The organism is Caenimonas soli (assembly GCF_013155545.1).
Classification (GTDB): domain Bacteria; phylum Pseudomonadota; class Gammaproteobacteria; order Burkholderiales; family Burkholderiaceae_C; genus Ramlibacter; species Ramlibacter soli.
The window spans coordinates 340,215-359,920 of sequence record NZ_JABJVV010000002.1 but is presented as its reverse complement, the minus strand read 5'-3'; the positions used below and the strand labels follow the sequence as shown (position 1 = coordinate 359,920).

18 protein-coding genes are annotated in these 19,706 nt (G+C 66.1%); 17 read left to right on the top strand and 1 reads right to left on the bottom strand.

Annotated elements, in window-relative coordinates:
• Nucleotides 1-22 precede the first annotated feature (22 nt).
• The 11 genes from HNE04_RS05085 (at nucleotide 23) to HNE04_RS05035 (ending at nucleotide 12,226) form a co-directional block, all read left to right on the top strand.
• Nucleotides 23-1,294 (top strand): phytoene desaturase family protein, encoded by a 1,272-nt coding sequence (locus HNE04_RS05085; RefSeq protein WP_328700260.1) that lies wholly within the window; start codon nucleotides 23-25, stop codon nucleotides 1,292-1,294.
• Between the two features lie 9 nt (nucleotides 1,295-1,303).
• Nucleotides 1,304-2,986: an acyl-CoA dehydrogenase family protein gene (locus HNE04_RS05080; protein ID WP_235964782.1), complete on the top strand. Its 1,683-nt coding sequence runs from the start codon at nucleotides 1,304-1,306 to the stop codon at nucleotides 2,984-2,986.
• A 1-nt stretch (nucleotide 2,987) separates the two neighbouring features.
• The gene (locus HNE04_RS05075; protein ID WP_207717445.1) at nucleotides 2,988-4,205 is read left to right on the top strand and encodes a CoA transferase; all 1,218 of its coding nucleotides are present in this window, start codon (nucleotides 2,988-2,990) and stop codon (nucleotides 4,203-4,205) included.
• 35 nt (nucleotides 4,206-4,240) lie between these two features.
• Entirely contained in the window at nucleotides 4,241-4,921 is a 681-nt protein-coding gene (locus HNE04_RS05070; protein ID WP_172217414.1) for a nitroreductase, read from the top strand.
• Between the two features lie 197 nt (nucleotides 4,922-5,118).
• The gene (locus HNE04_RS05065; protein ID WP_172217327.1) at nucleotides 5,119-6,147 is read left to right on the top strand and encodes a TRAP transporter substrate-binding protein; all 1,029 of its coding nucleotides are present in this window, start codon (nucleotides 5,119-5,121) and stop codon (nucleotides 6,145-6,147) included.
• Between the two features lie 7 nt (nucleotides 6,148-6,154).
• Nucleotides 6,155-6,655 (top strand): TRAP transporter small permease, encoded by a 501-nt coding sequence (locus HNE04_RS05060; protein ID WP_172217325.1) that lies wholly within the window; start codon nucleotides 6,155-6,157, stop codon nucleotides 6,653-6,655.
• Complete coding sequence (locus HNE04_RS05055) at nucleotides 6,655-7,962, top strand: TRAP transporter large permease (RefSeq protein WP_172217323.1); 1,308 nt, start codon at nucleotides 6,655-6,657, stop codon at nucleotides 7,960-7,962. Before HNE04_RS05060 ends, HNE04_RS05055 begins: the two co-directional genes overlap by 1 nt.
• A gap of 16 nt (nucleotides 7,963-7,978) precedes the next feature.
• Nucleotides 7,979-9,034: a phosphotransferase family protein gene (locus tag HNE04_RS05050; protein ID WP_172217321.1), complete on the top strand. Its 1,056-nt coding sequence runs from the start codon at nucleotides 7,979-7,981 to the stop codon at nucleotides 9,032-9,034.
• A complete protein-coding gene (locus HNE04_RS05045) occupies nucleotides 9,031-9,504 on the top strand; it encodes a hypothetical protein (RefSeq protein ID WP_172217319.1) in 474 nt (157 codons plus the stop codon). Before HNE04_RS05050 ends, HNE04_RS05045 begins: the two co-directional genes overlap by 4 nt.
• A gap of 29 nt (nucleotides 9,505-9,533) precedes the next feature.
• Nucleotides 9,534-10,649: a hypothetical protein gene (locus HNE04_RS05040; protein ID WP_172217317.1), complete on the top strand. Its 1,116-nt coding sequence runs from the start codon at nucleotides 9,534-9,536 to the stop codon at nucleotides 10,647-10,649.
• A 23-nt stretch (nucleotides 10,650-10,672) separates the two neighbouring features.
• Complete coding sequence (locus HNE04_RS05035) at nucleotides 10,673-12,226, top strand: acyl-CoA synthetase (RefSeq protein WP_172217315.1); 1,554 nt, start codon at nucleotides 10,673-10,675, stop codon at nucleotides 12,224-12,226.
• 3 nt (nucleotides 12,227-12,229) lie between these two features.
• On the opposite strand, the gene HNE04_RS05030 is transcribed toward HNE04_RS05035, so the two are convergent.
• Nucleotides 12,230-12,832: a TetR/AcrR family transcriptional regulator gene (locus tag HNE04_RS05030; protein ID WP_172217313.1), complete on the bottom strand. Its 603-nt coding sequence runs from the start codon at nucleotides 12,830-12,832 to the stop codon at nucleotides 12,230-12,232.
• 97 nt (nucleotides 12,833-12,929) lie between these two features.
• Here HNE04_RS05030 and HNE04_RS05025 point away from each other — a divergent pair, with 97 nt between their 5' ends.
• The 6 genes from HNE04_RS05025 (at nucleotide 12,930) to HNE04_RS05000 (ending at nucleotide 19,668) form a co-directional block, all read left to right on the top strand.
• On the top strand, nucleotides 12,930-14,204 hold the full coding sequence (locus tag HNE04_RS05025) for an NAD(P)/FAD-dependent oxidoreductase (RefSeq protein ID WP_172217312.1): 1,275 nt from the start codon (nucleotides 12,930-12,932) through the stop codon (nucleotides 14,202-14,204).
• A gap of 73 nt (nucleotides 14,205-14,277) precedes the next feature.
• On the top strand, nucleotides 14,278-15,108 hold the full coding sequence (locus HNE04_RS05020; protein ID WP_172217310.1) for an ABC transporter ATP-binding protein: 831 nt from the start codon (nucleotides 14,278-14,280) through the stop codon (nucleotides 15,106-15,108).
• Nucleotides 15,105-15,896, top strand: a complete 792-nt coding sequence (locus HNE04_RS05015) for an ABC transporter ATP-binding protein (RefSeq protein ID WP_172217308.1) — start codon at nucleotides 15,105-15,107, stop codon at nucleotides 15,894-15,896. Before HNE04_RS05020 ends, HNE04_RS05015 begins: the two co-directional genes overlap by 4 nt.
• The gene (locus HNE04_RS05010) at nucleotides 15,889-17,748 is read left to right on the top strand and encodes an AMP-dependent synthetase/ligase (RefSeq protein ID WP_172217306.1); all 1,860 of its coding nucleotides are present in this window, start codon (nucleotides 15,889-15,891) and stop codon (nucleotides 17,746-17,748) included. Before HNE04_RS05015 ends, HNE04_RS05010 begins: the two co-directional genes overlap by 8 nt.
• A 1-nt stretch (nucleotide 17,749) precedes the next feature.
• Nucleotides 17,750-18,622: a branched-chain amino acid ABC transporter permease gene (locus HNE04_RS05005; protein ID WP_172217304.1), complete on the top strand. Its 873-nt coding sequence runs from the start codon at nucleotides 17,750-17,752 to the stop codon at nucleotides 18,620-18,622.
• Nucleotides 18,622-19,668 (top strand): branched-chain amino acid ABC transporter permease, encoded by a 1,047-nt coding sequence (locus tag HNE04_RS05000; protein ID WP_172217302.1) that lies wholly within the window; start codon nucleotides 18,622-18,624, stop codon nucleotides 19,666-19,668. The genes HNE04_RS05005 and HNE04_RS05000 overlap by 1 nt, the downstream gene beginning before the upstream one ends.
• The last annotated feature ends 38 nt before the right edge of the window (nucleotides 19,669-19,706 follow it).

The following is a 19,706-nucleotide window of genomic DNA, read 5'->3' as shown; positions in this document are numbered from 1 at the left end:
AGCTGCGGCGCGCTTCGACGCGGTGGTGATTGGCGCCGGCGCCGGCGGGCTGAGCGCCGCCGCGCGCCTGGCCGCAGCGGGCAAGAAGGTGCTGGTGGCCGAGCGCCTCGGCCGGCTGGGCGGCCGCGCCAGCAGCGAGCAGATCGACGGCCATATCGTCAACATTGGCGCTATTGCGATCGAACGTGGCGGCATTTTTGAGGAAACCTTCGACCTGTTGGGTGTGCCGCTCGACCTGCGCGAACCCAACCCTGCGACGGTGTTCTACATCGATGGCAAGGTCATCAACGTTGCGAAGGGTGGCTGGGGCATGCTGCTGGGTACCTTTACGAAGCAGGCCGCGAAGATCGGGGCCAAGTTTGCCGATGCGCGCGCCGGCGATCTGCCCGAGGCCAAGCTCACCACCAAGCAGTGGCTGGAGCAGTACACGAAGAACGAGACCGTGCATGCGATCTTCCGCAACCTGTGCGCGGCGATCTTTGCCGTCAATTCCGACGAGCTGCCGGCGCGCGCCTTTCTCGTGTACTTCGCGCAGAAGGGGGCGTTCAAGCGCTTCGGCTTTTGTCCACGTGGCACGGTGGGCCTGTGGAACGACCTTGGCGACGGCATCCGCCGAGCGGGCGGCGAGATCTGGCTGAATGCGCCCGTGACAGCGCTGCACACAGAAAACGGCCGCGTCACCGCGCTCGACATCCAATATGAGGGTGTGGCGAAGCGTGTAGAGGCCGGAACGGTGATCAGCAACATCGGGCCCACGGCCACCGCGGCGCTGCCGGGGGCAGAGTCGTTCGGCACCGACTACATCGAGCAGGCGTACGCCAAACCGCAGCCGGCGGCGAACATTGTGATTAACTTCACCACGCGCGAGCGCCTGCTCGACGTGCCGGGTCTGGTGACTTTCGGCAAAACCCGGCGGCTGTGCAACATGGGCGAGCTCACCGCGACGTGTCCCGAGCTCGCGCCGCCCGGCTGGTACCAGTACGTGGCCTACGCGGTCCCGCAGCCGGCTATCGGCAGCTTTGACGAGGCGGTCGAGATCGAGGAGTCGCTTGCCGATCTGCGTGATCTGTTTCCCGGCTTCAAGGAAGCCAAGATGTTGTCCGTGCGCGTGATGCGCGGCGACTGGCCCGCGCAGCGCTCGTGCGCGGGCTATGACATGCCGCAGGACACGCCGCTGGCGAACCTGTGGCACGTGGGCGACGCGGTGAAGGACTACGGCGATGGCGGCACCCAGGCCTGCGCGTACACCGGCCGCGAAGCGGCGCAAAAGGCGCTGGCGCTCTTGGCCGCCTGAGAGGAAGAGATGGACGACATGATGCAGCAACAGGCCGTCGCGGCGCGGCAAGTACTCATGGGCTTGCGCGCGCTTTTCGATACCGGCCTGCTGGGCCTCGCGCGCGCCTGCTGCACGGACGGCAAGCTGGATAACCGCAAGCTCGACAAGCAGCAGGTGGCAAGCTTCGAACTGGCCTGGGCGGGGGCCGACCTGCTTGCCGCCGAGACGGGCGTCCAGGCGCTCACGCCCGCGTCGAGCGCGCTGCAGACACAGCTCGCGCTTGTGTTCGCGGTCGACGCGGTGGGCTCGGTGCTCGACAAGCTGGAGACGGTCTACCTGGAGGCGGGCGTCGATATCGCGTCCCTGCACGCGCTGCGCATCGATGGTGCCTGGCAGCAGCTGCGCGCGAGCGCGGGCAGTGCGCGCTCGCTGCAGGCCGCGGGCTGTGCCGTCGCCCAGGCGGATGGCGAAGTGGGTGCGCTGGTTCTCGACGAGCCGCACGCGCTGGCGCAGGACGCTTTCCGACGGTTCGCCGCCGAGGTCGTCGCGCCCCAGGCCGAGCACATTCACCGGCAAGACCTCACGGTGCCCGAATCGCTGCTGCAACCCATGCGCGAGATGGGCGTGTTCGGCCTCGCCATTCCCGAACAGTATGGGGGCAGCGGGCCCGACGACCGCGACGACACGCTGCTGATGGTGGTGGTGACCGAGGCTCTTTCCGAGGCGTCGCTGGCCGCCGCGGGCAGCCTGATCACGCGGCCCGAGATTCTGAGCCGTGCCTTGATGACGGGCGGCACCTCTGAACAGAAGACCCGATGGCTGCCCAAGTTGGCGGCGGGCGAGCCGCTGTGCGCGATCGCGATCACCGAACCGGACTATGGCTCCGACGTTGCGGCGCTTGGCCTGAAGGGCACACGCGTACCCGGCGGCTGGAAGCTCGATGGCGCCAAGACCTGGTGTACCTTTGCCGGCAAGGCCGGCGTGCTGATGGTCGTAACGCGTACCGACCCCGACCGCGCGCTGGGCCACAAGGGCTTGAGCCTGCTGCTCGTGGAAAAACCGTCGTACGACACCCACGAGTTCACCTACGAACAGGCAGGCGGCGGCAAACTCACGGGCCGCGCGATTCCCACCATCGGGTACCGCGGCATGCATTCGTTCGACCTGTCGTTTGATGATTTCTTCGTGCCGGATGCCAACGTGATCGGCGGCGAGGCGGGCCTGGGCAAAGGGTTCTACTTCACAATGGCCGGCATGGTGGGGGGCCGCATGCAGACGGCGGCGCGGGCCTGCGGGGTCATGCGCGCGGCGCTGCGGGCCGCGATCCGCTACACGGCCGATCGCAAGGTGTTCGGCGCGCCCCTGGCCGAGTTTGCGCTCACACAGGCCAAGCTGGCGCGCATGGGCGCGCGGCTGGAGACCTGCCGCCGCCTGGCCTATGCCGTCGCGAAAGTGGTGGACGGCGGTAACGGTCGCATGGAGGCAAGCCTGGTCAAACTGCTCGCCTGCCGCTCCGCCGAGTTGGTGACTCGCGAGGCGCTGCAACTGCACGGCGGCATGGGTTATGCGGAGGAGACGGCGGTGAGCCGCTACTTCGTCGATGCCCGGGTGCTCTCCATCTTCGAGGGCGCGGAGGAAACGCTCGCCCTGAAAGTCGTCGCGCGCAGTCTCATGGAGCGTTCGCTCGGCCTCGCGCCGGCGGCGGCCTGACATGATGCGCGGCGTTCTCGCGGGCATGCGAGTGGTGGAGGCGGCGGCGTTCGTCGCCGCGCCGCTGGGCGGCATGACCCTGGCGCAGATGGGCGCCGACGTGATCCGCATCGACACGCTGGGTGGTGGGCTCGATTACCGCCGCTGGCCGGTGACGAAGGACGACACCAGCTTGTTCTGGGCGGGCCTCAACAAGTCCAAGCGCTCGGTCGCGCTGGACCTCGCGTCGCCCGAGGGCCGCGAAATCGCGATGGAATTGATCGTCGCACCGGGCGACGGCGCGGGGTTGTTCGTCACAAACTTTCCGCCACGCGGCTGGCTTGACTACGACAAGCTGCGCGCGAAACGCGCCGATCTGATCCAGCTTACGCTGCAGGGCGACCGCCACGGCGGCTCGGCCGTGGACTACACGCTCAACCCGCGCCTGGGCCTGCCTGCCATAACAGGCCCCGAGGGAAGCGACGAGCCCGTCAATCATGTGTTGCCCGCCTGGGACCTGATCACCGGCCAGATGGTGGCTGTGGGCCTGCTGGCCGCTGAGCGGCATCGTAGTCGCACCGGCGAAGGCCAGCACGTCAAGCTCGCATTGCAGGACGTGGGACTGGCGATGATGGGCCACCTAGGCTTCATCGCCGAAGCGCAATTGGACCAGCCGCGCCAGCGCCATGGCAACGAACTCTTCGGCGCCTTCGGCCGCGATTTCAGTTGCGCAGGCGGCGAGCGCGTGATGGTGGTGGGGCTGACCGGCAAGCAATGGCGTTCCCTCGTAGCTGCCACGGGCATAGTCGCAGAGATCGACGCGCTTAGCGCGCGCCTCGGCCTGGACCTGGCGCAGGAAGGCGACCGCTTCCGCGCGAGACGTGCGATCTCACAGCTCGTGGGCGCCTGGATCGGCGCTCGCACCTACCCGGACGTGGCAGCGGCATTCGAGCGGCATGGTGTTTGCTGGACTCGCTACCAGACCATCGAGCAGCTGGTGGGCGAGGATCCCGAGTGCTCCGTCGCCAATCCGATGTTCGGCTCCGTCGACCAGCCCGGCGTCGGATCGCTGCTCATGCCAGGTTCTCCGCTCGATTTTCAGGGCGTGGAGCGACTTCCGGTGAATCCTGCGCCTCGCTTGGGGGAGCATACCGAAATGGTTCTGTGCGAACTGCTGGGCATCGATGCCGCGCAATACGGCAGGCTGCACGACAAGGGAATTGTCAGGAGAGCCGCATGACGTCCGAAGCCCTCCCTATGCGCAGCGGGCACTATGTGTCCGTGACCACGGCCGTTCGTTCGCGCAAGAGCGTCCGTTCCTTTCTCGGCTCGGACGTGCCGCGGGAAATCCTCGAGGAGGTCCTGACCCTGGCCGCTCGATCGCCGTCCGGCGGCAACCTGCAGCCCTGGCGGCTGCGGCTCCTATCGGGTGAGGCAATGGCTGTGTTCAAGTCGGTGATGCAAGCTCGCATCCAACAGGCGCCGGAAGGTGATACGCCTTTGGAGTACGAGATCTATCCGCAGGACCTCGGCGAGCCGTATCGCACGAATCGCTTCGACATCGGCGAGCGGATGTATGCATCCATCGGAGTTGGCAGGGATGACAAGCGCGGTCGGCGCCGGCAGTTCGCGCGCAACTACGAGTTCTTCGGTGCTCCGACCGCCGTGCTCTGCTTCGTGGACCGGCGGATGGGGCCTCCGCAATGGGCCGACCTCGGCATGTACCTGCAGACCGTGATGCTCTTGTTGCGGGAACGCGGCCTCCATAGCTGCCCACAAGAGGCCTGGGCGCTCTATCACCGGACAGTGCGGGATTTCGTGTCCGCGCCGCCGGAGTGGCTGTTGTTCTGCGGCCTCGCGATCGGTTACGAGGACCCAGACGCCCCGATCAACGCGGTGCAGTCCCCCCGTGTTCGGTTCGAGGATTTTGGAGCTTGGGTGAGACCGCCGGGATGAAATCCGCGACGCGCTGCGAGTTCGCGCGGGCCGGCGCGGCAGTACCAGGTGCGCGGCATGTCCCCCCGCCGAGGGACTTCGCCTAGGGCAAACCCGATGTACCGTCGCTCCAGGATGCGAATAACATAAACCGTCTCGTCGGACTATTTATCCTTACGGCACGGCGAGCACCACCCACCCCCACGAGGAGACTGCTCATGTTCCCCAAGTTCCGACAAATCGCCGCGGCGCTCGCTGTCCTCGGCGCAACGCTGTCCGCCACCCCCGCGTCCGCGCAGACGGTGTTGAAGTACTCCAACTGGCTGCCGCCCGGCCAGGCCATGCGCGTCGAAGTCGTCGAGCCCTGGATCGCCGAGGTCGAGAAGGTGACGCACGGCCGCGTGAAGATCGACACCGCCCCCAAGGTGGTGGGCTCGGTGCCCGCACAGTTCGACGTGGCGCGCGACGGCCAGGCCGACCTCGTGATCTTCATCCCCGGCTACACGCCCAACCGCTTCGACGTGCTGGAAGTGCTGCAGCTGCCGTTCATGAGCGACAACCCGGAGCAGTTCGCGCCGGTGGCCGACCGCTTCTTCCGCAAGAACCTCGCGAGCTTCAACGAGTTCAAGGGCGTGCACCCGCTGAGCGTGTATGTCGTGTCGCCCGGCCAGCTGTTCAACAGCAAGCGCGCGCTCAAGTCCATCGCGGACTTCAAGGGCCTGAAGATGCGCAGCCCGCAGCCCAGCGCCACGCAGGCACTCACGCTGCTGGGCGCGGTGCCGGTCTCCAAGCCGGTGAGCGAGACGTATGAGCTGCTGTCCTCCGGAGTGCTCGACGGCACCTTCATGCCGCCGGAGTCCATCCCCGCCTTCAAGCTCACGGACCTGGTGCCTTACGCCACTATCGTGCCGGGCGCGATCTACAACACCGTGCTGGTGCTGGGCATCAACGAGGACAAGTGGAAATCCATCAGCCCCGCCGACCGCGACGCGATCACGAAGATCTCGGGCGACGCCTTCGCCAAGGGCATCGGCCGCGCGTACGCCAACGGCGACAGGGCCGCATTCGATGCGATGCGCAAGGCCGGCAAATCGGTCGAGACGCTGCCCGCACCGGTGGTGGCCGAGATGAAGAAGGTGCTGGCGCCGATCGAGCGCGACTGGATCGAGAAGGCGAAGAAGAAGGGCGTCGCCGATCCGCAGAAGCTGATCGACCAGCTGCGCGGCGAACTCGGCACCGCGAAGTAGGAGCGCCATGCCACGCCAACGCCCCGGCCCTGTGCTCCGGACCCTGGAGGCCGTGGGCGCGGCCTGCCTCGTCATCCTCATGGTGACGGTGTTCGTCGACGTCGTGGGCCGCAACCTGCTCAACATGCCCCTGCCCTGGGGCACCGAGGTGCTGGAGATCGTGCTCGCCGCTATGATCTTCGTGCTCTATCCGGTGCTGGCGCTGACTTTCGGCCACATCACCGTGGACTTGATCAAGATGCCCGTGGCGCTGCAGCGCTTCCAGCGTGCGCTGGGCGCCGGCATGGGCGCCGCGCTGTTCGCGCTCATCGCCTGGTGCCTGGTGCGCCAGACCTTGCGCGCGGCCGAATACGGCGAAAAGACCGCGCTGCTCGGGGTGCCGATCTCGGTGCTGCTGGGCGGCATGGCGGTGCTCGCTGCCGTCACCGCGTTCGCGTTCATGGCCGCCTCCGCGCGCGCCGTGGTCACGGCGCCCCCGCCGCCCGAGCCGCTGCCGGAGATGATCTGATGTTCGCCGCCATTCTTGGATTCATCGTCGCGTTCTCGTTCATCCTGTTCCAGGTGCCGATCGCGACCGCGCTCGGCCTGGTGGGTTTCACCGGCTACGCTTTGCAAAGCGGCCTGACACCCGCGCTCAGCATGGTCGCGACGCTCACGCGCGAAAGCACGCTGGCATATTCGCTGATCGTGCTGCCGCTCTTCGTGCTGATGGGCGACCTGATCGCCGGCGCCGGCATCTCGCAGGACCTGTTCCGCGCCGCGCAGGCGCTGATCGGGCGGCGCCGCGGCGGCCTCGCCATGGCCACCGTGCTGGCCTGCGGCGCGTTCGGCGCGCCTTGCGGCTCGAGCGTCGCCACCGCGGCCACCATGGCCAAGGTCACCATCCCGCCGATGCGCTCGCACGGTTATGCGGATTCGCTCTCGGCCGCGGCCGTGGCGGCGGGCGGCACGCTGGGCATCCTGATCCCGCCCAGCATCATCATGGTGATCTACGGCGTCGCGACGCAGACGCACATCGGCATGTTGTACGCGGCGGGCATGATCCCGGGCCTCATCGCCACCATCGGCTACATGCTGGCCGTCAAGTGGTCGGTGTGGCGCAACCCCTCGCTCGCGCCCGTCGCCGAGAAGCTGGAAAAGCAGAACGTGTGGGAGTTGACCAAGGCGCTGTGGCCGGTGGTGTTGATCTTCGCGATCGTGATGGGCGGCCTCTACGGCGGCTTCTTCACCTCGATCGAGGCGGCCGGCGTGGGCGCGGCAGCATCGATGGCCTTCGCCATCGCCAAGCACGACATGACGTGGCAAAAGATATACGACATCCTCGTGGACACGGCCAAGACCTCCACCATGATGTTCGCGATCATCCTGGGCGCGTCGCTCTTCGGTGAGTTCATCAACCTCACCGGCGTGCACGAGGGCCTGCTCAAGCTGGTGCAGCACAACTCGCTGCCGCCGTTCGGCATCATCCTGGTGATCATCGTCATCTACCTGCTGCTGGGCAGCGTGCTCGAGAGCCTGTCGATGATCCTGCTCACGGTGCCGATCTTCTTTCCGGTGATCAAGCAGCTGGGCTACGATCCGGTGTGGTTCGGCATCCTGATCGTGATGGTGGTCGAGGTGGGCCTGATCCATCCGCCCATCGGCATCAACCTGTACGTGATCCGCTCGATGATGCCGGAGATCCCCATGATGTCCATCGTCAAGGGCGTGATCCCGTTCATCGTGTCGGACCTGCTGCGCATCCTCCTCATCGCCGCCGTGCCGGCCGTGGTGATGTGGCTGCCAAACCTGCTGTTCAAGACGACCGGTGGATGACATGAGCGCAAGACCCATGACTGAAATCTCGCAACCCGCCGTCGACTATTCCCCCCAGCGGATGGGCCCACGCGTCGCGTCATTCCTAGCGCAGGCGTGGGGCGCCCCGGTGGAGATCACCGGCTGGGAGCGCTTCCCCGCGGGTTTCTCGTGGACCACCATCGGCTTCACGGCGGACTCGGGCGGTCAGACGCGCGAGCTCATCCTGCGAGTGGGCGACCCGCGCGGACTGCTCGCGCCGTACAGCGCGCGCCCCGAGTTCATCGCGCTCAGCGCGTTGCAGGGGATCGAGCGGCTGCCGGTGCCGAAGGTGTATGGATACAGCGACGACGCGTCCGTGATCGGCGCGCCTTTCCTCATCACGGGCCGCGTCGCGGGCGACACGCCCATGCCCTGGCGCGGCGACGCTGAAAAGCGCGATGAATCGCAGAACGAATCGCTGGCGGTGGACTTCGCCGATGCCCTCGCGGCCATCCACCGCGTGGACTGGCGGCAGACGGAGCTCGCGCAGTTGTGGGCGGACGTGGACACGCGCACGCTCGCGCTGAACCAGGTGGAATACTGGGCGGCGCATGGCGGTCTGCTGGACGAAAGAGGGCGTCATTCGCACTCGCCGCAGCTGCACTACACGATGCACTGGCTGCGGCGGCATGCGCCCGCATCGGGCCGCACGTCCATCGTCCACGGCGACTTTCGCGTCGGCAATTTCCTGCAGGTCGATGGCCGGATCACGGCCGTGCTCGACTGGGAACTGGTGCACCTGGGCGACCCGCTGGAGGACATCGCGTGGGCAGGCCTGCGCGTGTTCGCGGGCGGCACGCCGCGCCTGGGCGGGCTGTTCGATCGCGAGCAGTTCCTCGAGCGCTACGCGCGGCAATCCGGCGTGGCCGTCGACATGCCGGTGGTGCGCTACTACGAAGTGCTGGGCCTCTTCAAGAGCGCGGCGATGCTCGCGAGTGCAATGCATCGCGTGGAATTCGGCCGTGCCGGCGACTACCGCATGGCGTCGATGGGCTTCCAGCTCGCGTCCACGCTGCTGGAGATTAACCGGCTCATCGCGGAGGCCTCATGAACTTCTCTCTCACCGCGCTGTTCCAGGGCGCGCGCCGCGCACTTGCCGAAGACGTGCTGCCCGCCACCACGTCCGACCATGCGCGCACGCAGCTCGCGGGCGTGCTGGACATCCTGGGCAAGCTCGAAGGGATGGTGGTGTGGTCGCCCGAGGCGCAGCAACGCCAGCTCGATGCGTTGCTGCGCGGCTGCGCGGCTTTCGCCGCGCACGCGGCGAAAGCGGGTGAGGTAACGCCGGCTTTCGCGCAGGGCTCGAACGCCGGCATCGATGAGCAGTTGCGCGTCGCCGAAGCGCAGGTGATGCGGCTCACCGACTGGCTGTTCAATCCCACCCGCACCCTCGATGCGAACGCACGCCGGGAGCTCGACGCCATCCTGCGCGAGGCGATGCGTGAGCAACTACGCGTGGAGCGCAAGATGATCCCGCTGACCGACTTCGCTTCCATGACCGCCGCCGCCGAGCCTCGCTGAGCCGGCGCGCACCTGAAGGATTTCCCCGAATGCTCACTCCTCAAGACGACCTCATCGGCCACCAGACGCCGCAGCCCTTTTCGGCCTCCGGCGATGGCAACCCGCTCTTCACCGAGCGCTATTGGTACACGGCCCACCCCATCGACGGCACGCCGCTCCTCCTGGACCTGGGCCTGGGCTACTACCCCAACCGCGGCGTGATGGACGTGTTCGCGGGCATGACCGTGGGCCGCACGCAGATCAATTTCCGCGCATCCCGCACGCTGGGCAGCGATCCGTTGCGCACGGCGGCGGGCCCGTTGCGCTTCGAAGTGGTGGAGGGCGGCAATCGCCATCGCCTGGTGCTCGGCGAGAACGTATCGGGCCTGTCGTTCGACCTAGTGTTCGACGCGAGCTTTCCCGCCGCGCGCGAGAAGCAGAGCTTTCGCGAGCGCAAGGGCGTGGTGGAAGAAGACCTGGCGCGTGTCGCGCAGTTCGGCCGCTACTCCGGCTGGATCGTCGTGGACGGCAAGCGCCACGACGTGAGGCCCGACCTCTGGTGGGGCCAGCGCGACCACTCCTGGGGCATCCGCTCGGAGATGCGCACCGACGCCGCGAAGCCGCCCATGCAGGAGCACACCAACTTCTTCTGGACCTGGTCGATGTTCCAGTTCGAGGACATGGGGATCTCCATGTTCGTGAAGGAGCGCGAGGCCGGCAAGCCGTATTACCTTTCCGGCACCGAGTTCACGCGCGCGGCCGACGGCACGGTGCGCGAGCGCGAGATCACGGGCTTCGAGCACGACATCCACTGGATCGACGACCCGCTGGGGCAGACGATGGCGTCGGCCGATTTCCGTGTCGATTTCGCCGAAGGCCCGCCGCGCACATTGCACATGGAAGGCCTGCCCATCCGCTTCTACCTGAAGGGCGGCCTTTACGGCGGGTTCAAGGGCTGGAACCACGGCGACGACAAGGGCCAGTTGCACATAGACCACGACGTGTGGACGCTCGATGACCCCGAGACGCGCCGCCTCGCGCGCACCTTGTCCGACCACGTCGTCAAGGTGACGTGCGACGGCAAGACCGGCAGCGGCATCAGCGAGTACGGTGTCGCCGCCGGCTTCGCGCGCTACCCCGCGCCGCAGAAATTTCCCGCCCTCTGAAGGCACGGGGACAGGAGACTGACATGCAACTCACGCAAGCGCTCACGCGGGCCGTGCAGACCCGCCACAGCCACACCGCCACCATCTACAACCACCGCAAGCGCACCTGGAAGCAGGTCGGCGAGCGCGTGCCGCGCCTGGCCGCTGCCCTGCGCGGCCTCGGCCTCGCGAAGGGCGACCGCCTCGCGGTGCTGGCGATGAACAGTGACAACTACGTCGAGCTCTTCTTCGCCGCGGCCTGGGCGAACGTGGTGCTGGTGCCGCTCAACACGCGCTGGGCGATCCCCGAGAACATCTACACGCTGAAAGACGCGGGCTGCTCCGCGCTCGTCGTGGACGATGCCTTCGCGGGCCAGGTGCCCGAGCTGCTGGCCGGCCACCCGATGGCGCATGTGATCCACGCGGGCGATGCGGCGACGCCGATCGGCATGAAGGGCTGCGAGGCGCTGATCGCGTCGACGCCGCCCATGGCCGACGAGTGCGGCGAGGGGGACGACCTCTGCGGCATCTACTACACCGGCGGGACCACGGGGCACCCGAAAGGCGTGATGCTCTCGCACAAGAATTTCTGCGCGGCTTCCGTCAACTGGATCGCCACGCTGCACTTCTCCGAGGACACCGTGTACATGCACTCGGCCGGCCTCTTCCACCTGGCCGGTGCGTCCCCGGCCTTCGCGCTGACGATGGCGGGCGGCACGCACGTGTGCCTGCCGAAGTTCGATGCGATGCTGGCCTTCGAAGCGATCCAGGAACACCGCATCAACTACGTGCTGTTCGTGCCGACGATGGTCAACATGATGTTGAACCATCCGGACTTCGACCGCTTCGACCTCACGAGCGTGCGCTACTGCGAGTACGGGGCGTCCCCCATGCCCGACGCGGTGCTCGCGGCCGCGATCGAGAAGCTGCCTTCGTGGGAGTTCATCCAGGGCTACGGCATGACGGAGTCCGCCGCGCTCACCGTGAGCCTGCCTTGGAAGTACCACTTCGATGGCCCGCACGGCAAGGCCAGGCGCCAGGCCGCCGGCCGCGCGGCCTACGGCATCGACGTGAAGATCGTCGACCCCGAAGGCAACGAGCTGCCGCGCGGCGAGACCGGGGAAATCGCGGTGCGAGGCGCGCAGGTGATGTTGGGCTACTGGAAAAAGCCCGAGGCGACCGCAGCTGCGCTGCGCAATGGCTGGATGCATACCGGCGACGGCGCCTACATGGATGACGACGGCTTCATCTACATCGTCGACCGCGTGAAGGACATGATCATCAGCGGTGGCGAGAACATCTATTCGCGCGAAGTCGAGAACGCGGTGCACGCTCATCCGGCGGTACGCGAGTGCGCCGCGATCGGCATCCCCGACGAGCGATGGGGCGAGGCGGTGTTGGCCGTCGTCACCCTCAAGGCAGGCATGCACGCGACCAGCGAAGAGATCATCGCCCACTGCCACACCCTGATCGCCAACTACAAATGTCCTCGCAAGGTTGAATTTCGCGACGCGTTGCCGCTTTCGGGCGCAGGAAAGATCATGAAGAACGTGTTGCGCGAGCCCTTCTGGAAGGGCAAGACGCTATCGGTGAATTGACGCTTAGGGCGCCGCGGCGCCCTTGAAGCCGTGCACGAAGAGCTCGGATATCCGCTGCGCGAGTTCGCGCGGCGTGATCTCACCGGAACGCCTGTACCAGGAGAAGGTCCAGATCATCATGCCGAAGAGCAGTAGGGCATAGGGCTTCTGCACGCGCTCCTCTGTCATGAGCTTGGGGTTGATCTCGCGCAGGAGCTGTTCCATCAGTTCCGTCATCTCGATCTCGAGCTTGCGGATGTGCTCGCGCTGCCCCGTGGGGAGGAACTTCAGGTCGTTCATCAGCATGAGATGCTCGTTACGCGAGCGCGCGGCGCCCTGCACGAAGCTGTCGACGAACTGGGTGAACCGCTCTTCTGCTGGCAGCGGCTGGGCCACGATTCGAGCAAGGTCAGTGGCCTGGCGCGTGATGTGCTCGTGCACGATTGCGTAAAGCAACTCTTCCTTGCTGGCAAAGTAATGGTAGAGGTGCGACTTCGAAGTGCCGCAGGCCTTGGCCACATCCATCATCGTGGCCATGTCGAAGCCCTTGCGGGCGATCAACGCGGCCGCCTTGCCCAGGATGATCTGCTTCTTGTCGTCGTAGTCGTCCGCCCGGACCCGCGTCATTGAACCTCCAGTTGCAATCGTCGGTCAATGGGTTTATAGTTAGACCGACGCGACGGACTATAAACGATTCGCGGCACCACTCGCTAGTAGGGAAAGCATGGAGACACAAGATTGCGGATTGCTCGTCATCGGCGCTGGCCACGCAGGCAGCGAACTGGCCGTCGCCGCGCGTCACAGCGGATGGGCCGACCGCATCGTCTTGCTGGGCGACGAGTGTGCGCTGCCTTACCAGCGGCCACCACTGTCCAAGGCCTATCTCTGTGGGGAATCCGATGCGAATGCCCTGCTTCTGCGCCCCGCCGCGGCCTACGAGAGCGCGGGCATCACGGTGAAACTCGGCGCGCGCCTGGCCGCCATCGACCGGGCCGCTCACGAAGTGACGCTGGCCGACGGTGCCCGCCTGCGCTACGACAAGCTCGCGCTGTGCACGGGCGGCCGCCCCCGGCTCCTCGCTTGTGAAGGAATCGACGCGGCCGACCCACCCCCGAACCTGTTCTACCTGCGCACGCTTGCCGACGCAGAAGGAATGCGCGCCGCGATCCGGCCAGGCGCTCGCCTCGTGGTGATTGGCGGCGGCTACGTGGGCTTGGAAGTCGCAGCCTCCGCCTCAAAACTGGGCGCTGCGGTCACCGTGCTCGAAGCCCAGCCGCGCGTGCTGGCGCGCGTGGCGGGGCCCGATCTGTCCGCTTTCTACGAGCAAGTGCACCGCTCGCACGGCGTGGACATTGTTACCGGCGCCGCGGTCTCGCGGATCGAGTGCGAGGCTGGTCGCATCGTGGCCGTGCGCTGCGTGGGCGGGGCGCGCCTGCCGGCCGAGGTGGTCGTGGCAGGCGTCGGCATGGTGCCGAATGTGGAAGCGGCACTCGCGGCCGGCCTCGCGGAGGAGGGCGGTATTTCCGTGGACGACCTCTCGCGCAGTGCCGACCCTGACATCGTCGCCGCGGGCGACTGCACGCGGCAACTGCACGCGTTGTACGACTGCACGATCCGCCTCGAATCCGTGCCTAACGCGCTAGAGCAGGCGCGCGCAGCCGCGTCGTGGCTGGGCGGCAAGCCCAAGCCCAACCGGTCCGTGCCTTGGTTCTGGTCGGACCAGTACGACCTGAAGTTGCAGATGGCGGGTCTGTCGCAGGGCTATGACCGTTGCGTCCTGCGTGGCGACCCCGCCTCGCGCAGCTTCTGCGCCTTCTACCTCCGCGGCGAGAGGTTGCTGGCAATCGATGCCGTCAACCGACCCGCGGACTTCATGCTGACGCGGCGCGCGCTGGCCCAGCCCCGACTGGTCCAGGCGGCGCAGCTAGGTGATGAAGCGGTGCTCCTGAAAGACCTGCTGACCCCCTCCGCGGCAGCTTCCTTTACGGGTAAGCCCTAGGGCTCACCGTGCCCCGACCTCCCCATAATCCACTTCATTCAAAGACCGACGCGACGGACTATTTTAAAGAGTGATGAATACCCAACCCCAAGCCACCGCAGGCCCGCCCCCGGCACTCGCGGTACACAACATTCAGATCGTCTACGGCGGAGCCATCGAGGCAGTACGCGACGTTTCGCTCGAAGTGCGATCCGGCCAGATCGTTGCGCTGCTCGGTTCCAACGGGGCCGGCAAATCCACCGTGCTCAAGGCGGTATCAGGTGTACTCGACGCCGAGGATGGTGAGATCGAGAAAGGCGCGATCCAGTTGTTCGGCGACTCCATCGAACGCGCGCCCGCACACGCGATCGTGCGCCGGGGCATGGTGCAGGTGCCCGAGGGACGCCGCCTCTTCGCCTCCCTCACGGTGGAGGAAAACCTGATCGTCGGTGCACATCTGCAGGGGGCCTCGCGGCTCGCGCAGGCGCGGGACTACGTATTCAGCTTGTTCCCCCGTCTCGCGGACCGTCGCCAACAGATCGCTGGCTATCTCTCCGGTGGCGAGCAGCAGATGGTCGCGATCGGCCGTGCACTGATGAGCCAGCCGAAGATCCTGGCGCTGGACGAGCCTTCGCTCGGCCTCGCACCGCTGGTGGTGGCCGAGATCTTCAACAGTATCCGCAAGCTGCGCGAGACGACCGGCCTGACCATTCTGCTGGTCGAGCAAAACGCGAGCCGGGCGCTGGCGATCTGCGACTACGCCTACATCATGGAAAACGGACGCGTAGTGCTGGACGGCACGAGCGAGCAGCTGCGTCGCAACCAGGACGTGAGGGAGTTCTACCTGGGGCTGTCGTCGCAGCCGGGCCGCACGAGCATGAAGGACGTGAAGCACTACAAGCGTCGCAAGAGGTGGCTGTCATGACGAACACGATCCAGCAGCCTGTGCTCGACGTACGTGGCATCTCCAAGCGCTTCGGCGGCGTCAAGGCCGTGAACAACGTCAGCCTGAAAGTGATGCCGGGCGAGATCGTGAGCCTGATCGGCCCCAATGGCGCCGGCAAGACCACCACCTTCAACTTGATCAGCGGCGTGCTGCCGCCGAGCGACGGACAGATCGTCTTCCAGGGCCGCGACACTGCGGGCCTGAAATCGTCGGACTTCGCGCGGCTGGGCATCGGCCGCACGTTCCAGAACCTGGCCCTGTTTCGTCAAGGCACGGTGGTGGAGAACCTGCTGGTGGGCCGGCATATCCACTTCCGCTACACCGCGATGGAGTCGCTCATGTTCTGGGGGCGACCGCGCCGTGAGGAAATTGCCGCGCGCGAAAAGGTGGAGCAAATCATCGAGTTCCTGGAAATCGAGGAGCTGCGCGACAAGCCCGTGTCGCAGCTCGCCTACGGACAGCAAAAACGGGTGGAGCTGGGACGCGCGCTGGCTTGCGAGCCGAGCCTGCTGCTGCTTGACGAGATCGTCGCCGGCATGAACCGTGAAGAGAAAGAGGACATTGCCCGATTCACGCTGGACATACGCGACGAGTTCGGCGTGGCGGTCCTGATGATCGAGCACGACATGCAGGTCGTCATGGACCTTTCGGATCGAGTCTATGTCCTGGATTTCGGGATGCTGATCGCACAGGGCACGCCGTCAGAGGTGGCGGCCGATCCGGCCGTGCTTCGCGCCTACCTCGGTGAGGAGGTCAGCCATGCTTGAACACAGCAAGCTGATTCGCGGCGAAGCAACGCTTCCCGCCCTGTTGCGCCTTCGCGCACAGGAACGAGGTGGGCAATTCGCGCTGCGCGAGAAGATCCATGGGATCTGGCGCGGCCGGACTTGGGCCGACTACTACCGTGACGCGCGGCGCGTCGCATTGGGCCTGATGAAGTTGGGGCTGACCCGGGGCGACCGCATCATCATCGCGGGCGAGGACGTGCCCGAGTGGTTTTACGCGGACCTGGGCGCGCAGATGATCGGCGTGCAGGTGGTTGGCGTCTACCCGACCAACCCCTGGCCCGAAGTGCAGTACATCGCCGGCCATTGCCAGGCCCGCGTCGCCATCACGGGCGATCAGGAGCAGACCGACAAGGTTCTCGACGCCACGCGCAATGGCCCGGGCCTGCCCCACCTTGAGCACATTTTCTGCGTTGACATGAAGGGCCTGCGCCGTTACGAGTCGGGCAGTCCGCACGCTTTCGAACACCTGATGGAGCTGGGCGACCAGCTCGCCGCCGAGGATGCAAACGCCGAGCGACGCCTGGACGCGGCGATCGACGTGCTCGTGCCCGACGACGTCAACATCCTTGTCTATACCTCCGGCACAACCGGCCCGCCGAAAGGCGCCATGCTCACGCACCGCAACTTCGTGTATGGCGCCTACGCGTACATGGTGGCGCGGAAGATGCTGGACAAGCCGTTCGAGTCCGTCTGTTATCTGCCGTTGTGCCACGTGGCCGAGCGGACCTATTCGACGGTGCAGCACCTGCTGACCGGAGGATGCGTGAACTTCGCCGAGTCCGTCGACACGGTGGCCACGAACATCCGCGAGATCGCGCCGACCTTCTTCCTGGGCGTGCCGCGCATCTGGGAAAAGTTGCAGCAAGGCTTCGAGTTCCGCATGAAGGACAGCGGGCGGCTGCAGCAGCGGCTCTACCGCGCCGCCATGAAACGCGGGCGGGTGCTTTCCGACCGGCGTGCCGAGCACGGGCGGCTGGTGGCGCTCGGCGACAAGCTGGAATTCGCGTTTTGGTGGCTCCTGATGTTCCGCAACATGCAGCGGCACATGGGCCTGAATCGCAGCCATACCCGCATGTGCGGCGGCGCGTCCGTGTCGCCGGAGACGTTGAAGTTCTTCGACATCATCGGCCTGCCGGTGGGCCAGGGCTATGGCCTCACCGAAGCAGGCGGGCTCGCGTTCGTCCAGGTTCCGGGGCGGCCCTTCGTCCCGGGCAGCTGCGGCCCGGCAATGGAAGGCGTCGAATGGAAGCTGGCCGACGACGGCGAGGTGCTGGTGCGTTCGCCCGGCGTATTCCGCGGCTACCTCTTTGACGACAAGGGCACGCAGGACGTCCTCGCGGCCGACGGCTGGCTCGCCACCGGGGACATCGTGGAGAAGCGTGGCGACGACGAGATCGCGGTGGTGGACCGGAAGAAGGCCATCATCATTACCAGCGGCGGCAAGAACATAGCACCGTCGGAGATCGAGAACGCGCTCAAGGACAGCCCTCATGTGCGCGAGGCCATCGTGGTCGGCGAGGGCAAGAAGTTTCTCGGCGGGCTGATCCAGATCGACTTCGACAGCGTGGGCCGCTGGGCCGCGGAGCGCGACCTGCAGTACACGACCTTCAAGTCGCTCACGCAGCTGCCGGAGGTCGCCGAACTGATCCAGGGCGTGGTGAACGAGGTCAATTCGAAGTTCGCGCGTGTGGAGAACATCCGCAAGTTCGTGCTGCTCGAAAAGGAGCTGGACCACGACGACGGCGAGCTTACCGCCACGCAGAAAGTACGCCGTGGCCTCATCAACAAGAAGTTCGAACGCGAACTCCAGATCATCTATGGGGGCATCTGAGATGAACTACTTCATCGAGCTGGTGGTGTCCGGCCTGGCCGTCGGTGCCATTTACGGCCTCGTCGCGATGGGCTTCGCCGTGATCTACAAGGCCACGGGTATCGTCAACTTCGCCCAGGGTGAGATGGGCATGCTCACGGCCTACGCGACTTGGTCCCTGGCGACCACCATGGGCACCGGAGGGCTGCTGACCGTGATCCTGGCCATTGCCTTGGGCGCCGCGTTGGGCCTGGTCTGCGAGCGGCTGATCATGCGCCCGATGCTGGGCGAACCCGTCCTATCGGTTGTGCTGGTCACCGTTGGCCTCGCGGTGGTGCTGCGCTCCATCGTCACCATCGTCTGGGGCGCTTCGCCACACAAGTTCGAGGTAACGGACGCCGACAACATCGTGGCGGTGGGTGGCATTGGCATGCGCGTGAGCCAGCTGGGCGTGCTGGCGGCTCTGCTTCTGGCCGTTGCGGGGTTCTGGTTTTTCCTGCGGCACAGCCGCTTCGGGGTGGCGATGCGTGCCGTGGCATCCGACGAGAAGACGGCGCGGCTGATGGGCGTGTCGACGGCTCGCGTGCAAGCCGTCGCCTGGGCAGCCGCATCGGGCTTGGCGGGTCTGGCCGGTGCGCTCTTCGCGGTGATCTATGGACTCACGCCCACGGTGTACGAGCTGGGGCTCAAGGCGTTCCCCGCCACCGTGCTGGGCGGCTTCGACGCCGTCCTCGGTTCTGGCGTCAGCGGCCTGATCATCGGCGTGCTGGAGAACCTGGTCGGCGGCTACCTGCCGAGCACTCTCAAGGAGATTGCCGGCTTCGTGCTGATTCTGGTGGTGCTGATGGTGCGGCCCTTCGGGCTGTTTGGCGAAAAACGAATTGAGAGGGTCTGATGCAAAGCGGTTTTTTCAAGGAGCGGTATGGCGAGCTCATCGTCCTGACGGACTCGCCCGCGGTGAAGGGCTGGACCATCGTTCTGCTGGTCGCGCTCGCGGTAGCGCCATTCGTGCTCAGCACCTACCTGCTGTCCCACATGACGGTTATCCTGTTCACGCTGGTGGGGGTGTTGGGTCTGATGGTGCTGACGGGCTTTACCGGGCTCATCTCGTTGGGCCATGTCGGTTTCCTGGTCCTTGGCGCCTATGCCTACGCGATCGGGGTCACCCGCCTCGGCCTTCCGCCCGAGCTGGCTCTGGTGCTGTCGGCAGTGGTGCCCGCGGTGTTCGGCCTGGTTGTGGGGATCCCGTCGTTACGACTGCACGGGCTGTACCTGGCCATCACCACGCTTGCCTTCAGCCACATCGTGAACGCGGCCATCCTGGCGGGCGGCAAGTTCACGGGCGCCGGACGAGGCATCACGGTGGCGCGGCCCACGCTTCTGGGCGTGGACCTGTCGAGCGACCGCGCGTTTTATTGGTTCTGCCTCGTGATGTGTGTCGCGGCCGTGTTGGTCACGCTCAACCTGCGGCGCTCCTACGTGGGTCGCGCACTCATGGCTATCCGCGACAACGACATTGCTGCTCGTACGATGGGAATCAACCTCGTGCGTTACAAGCTGCTCGCCTTTCTTGTGAGCGCCGCCTTGACCGGGTTAGCGGGCGCTCTCATGGGCATGTACCTGAGCATCGTCAGCGTGGAGGGATTTCCGTTTCTGCTGTCGATCGAGGCGCTGGCGATCGTGATCGTCGGCGGTATCGGTTCGGTGCTTGGCGCCGTATTCGGCACTGTTTTCATCGTCATGATGCCGGAACTTTTTAGCACGCTCATGTCAGCCGTGGGCGGGCGCCTGCAGGACTTGATGACCACGAGCGCGCACGAGATCAAGAGCGTGCTCTACGGCTTGGCGATCATCGCCTTCCTGCGGTTCGATCCACGCGGCCTGCGCGGCATCTGGCATGACGTCCGGCACGCCTGGGTCTATTGGCCCTTGCGCTACTAATCACTGAATCTCATCGTGGTCTCGCCACATCTACTAGG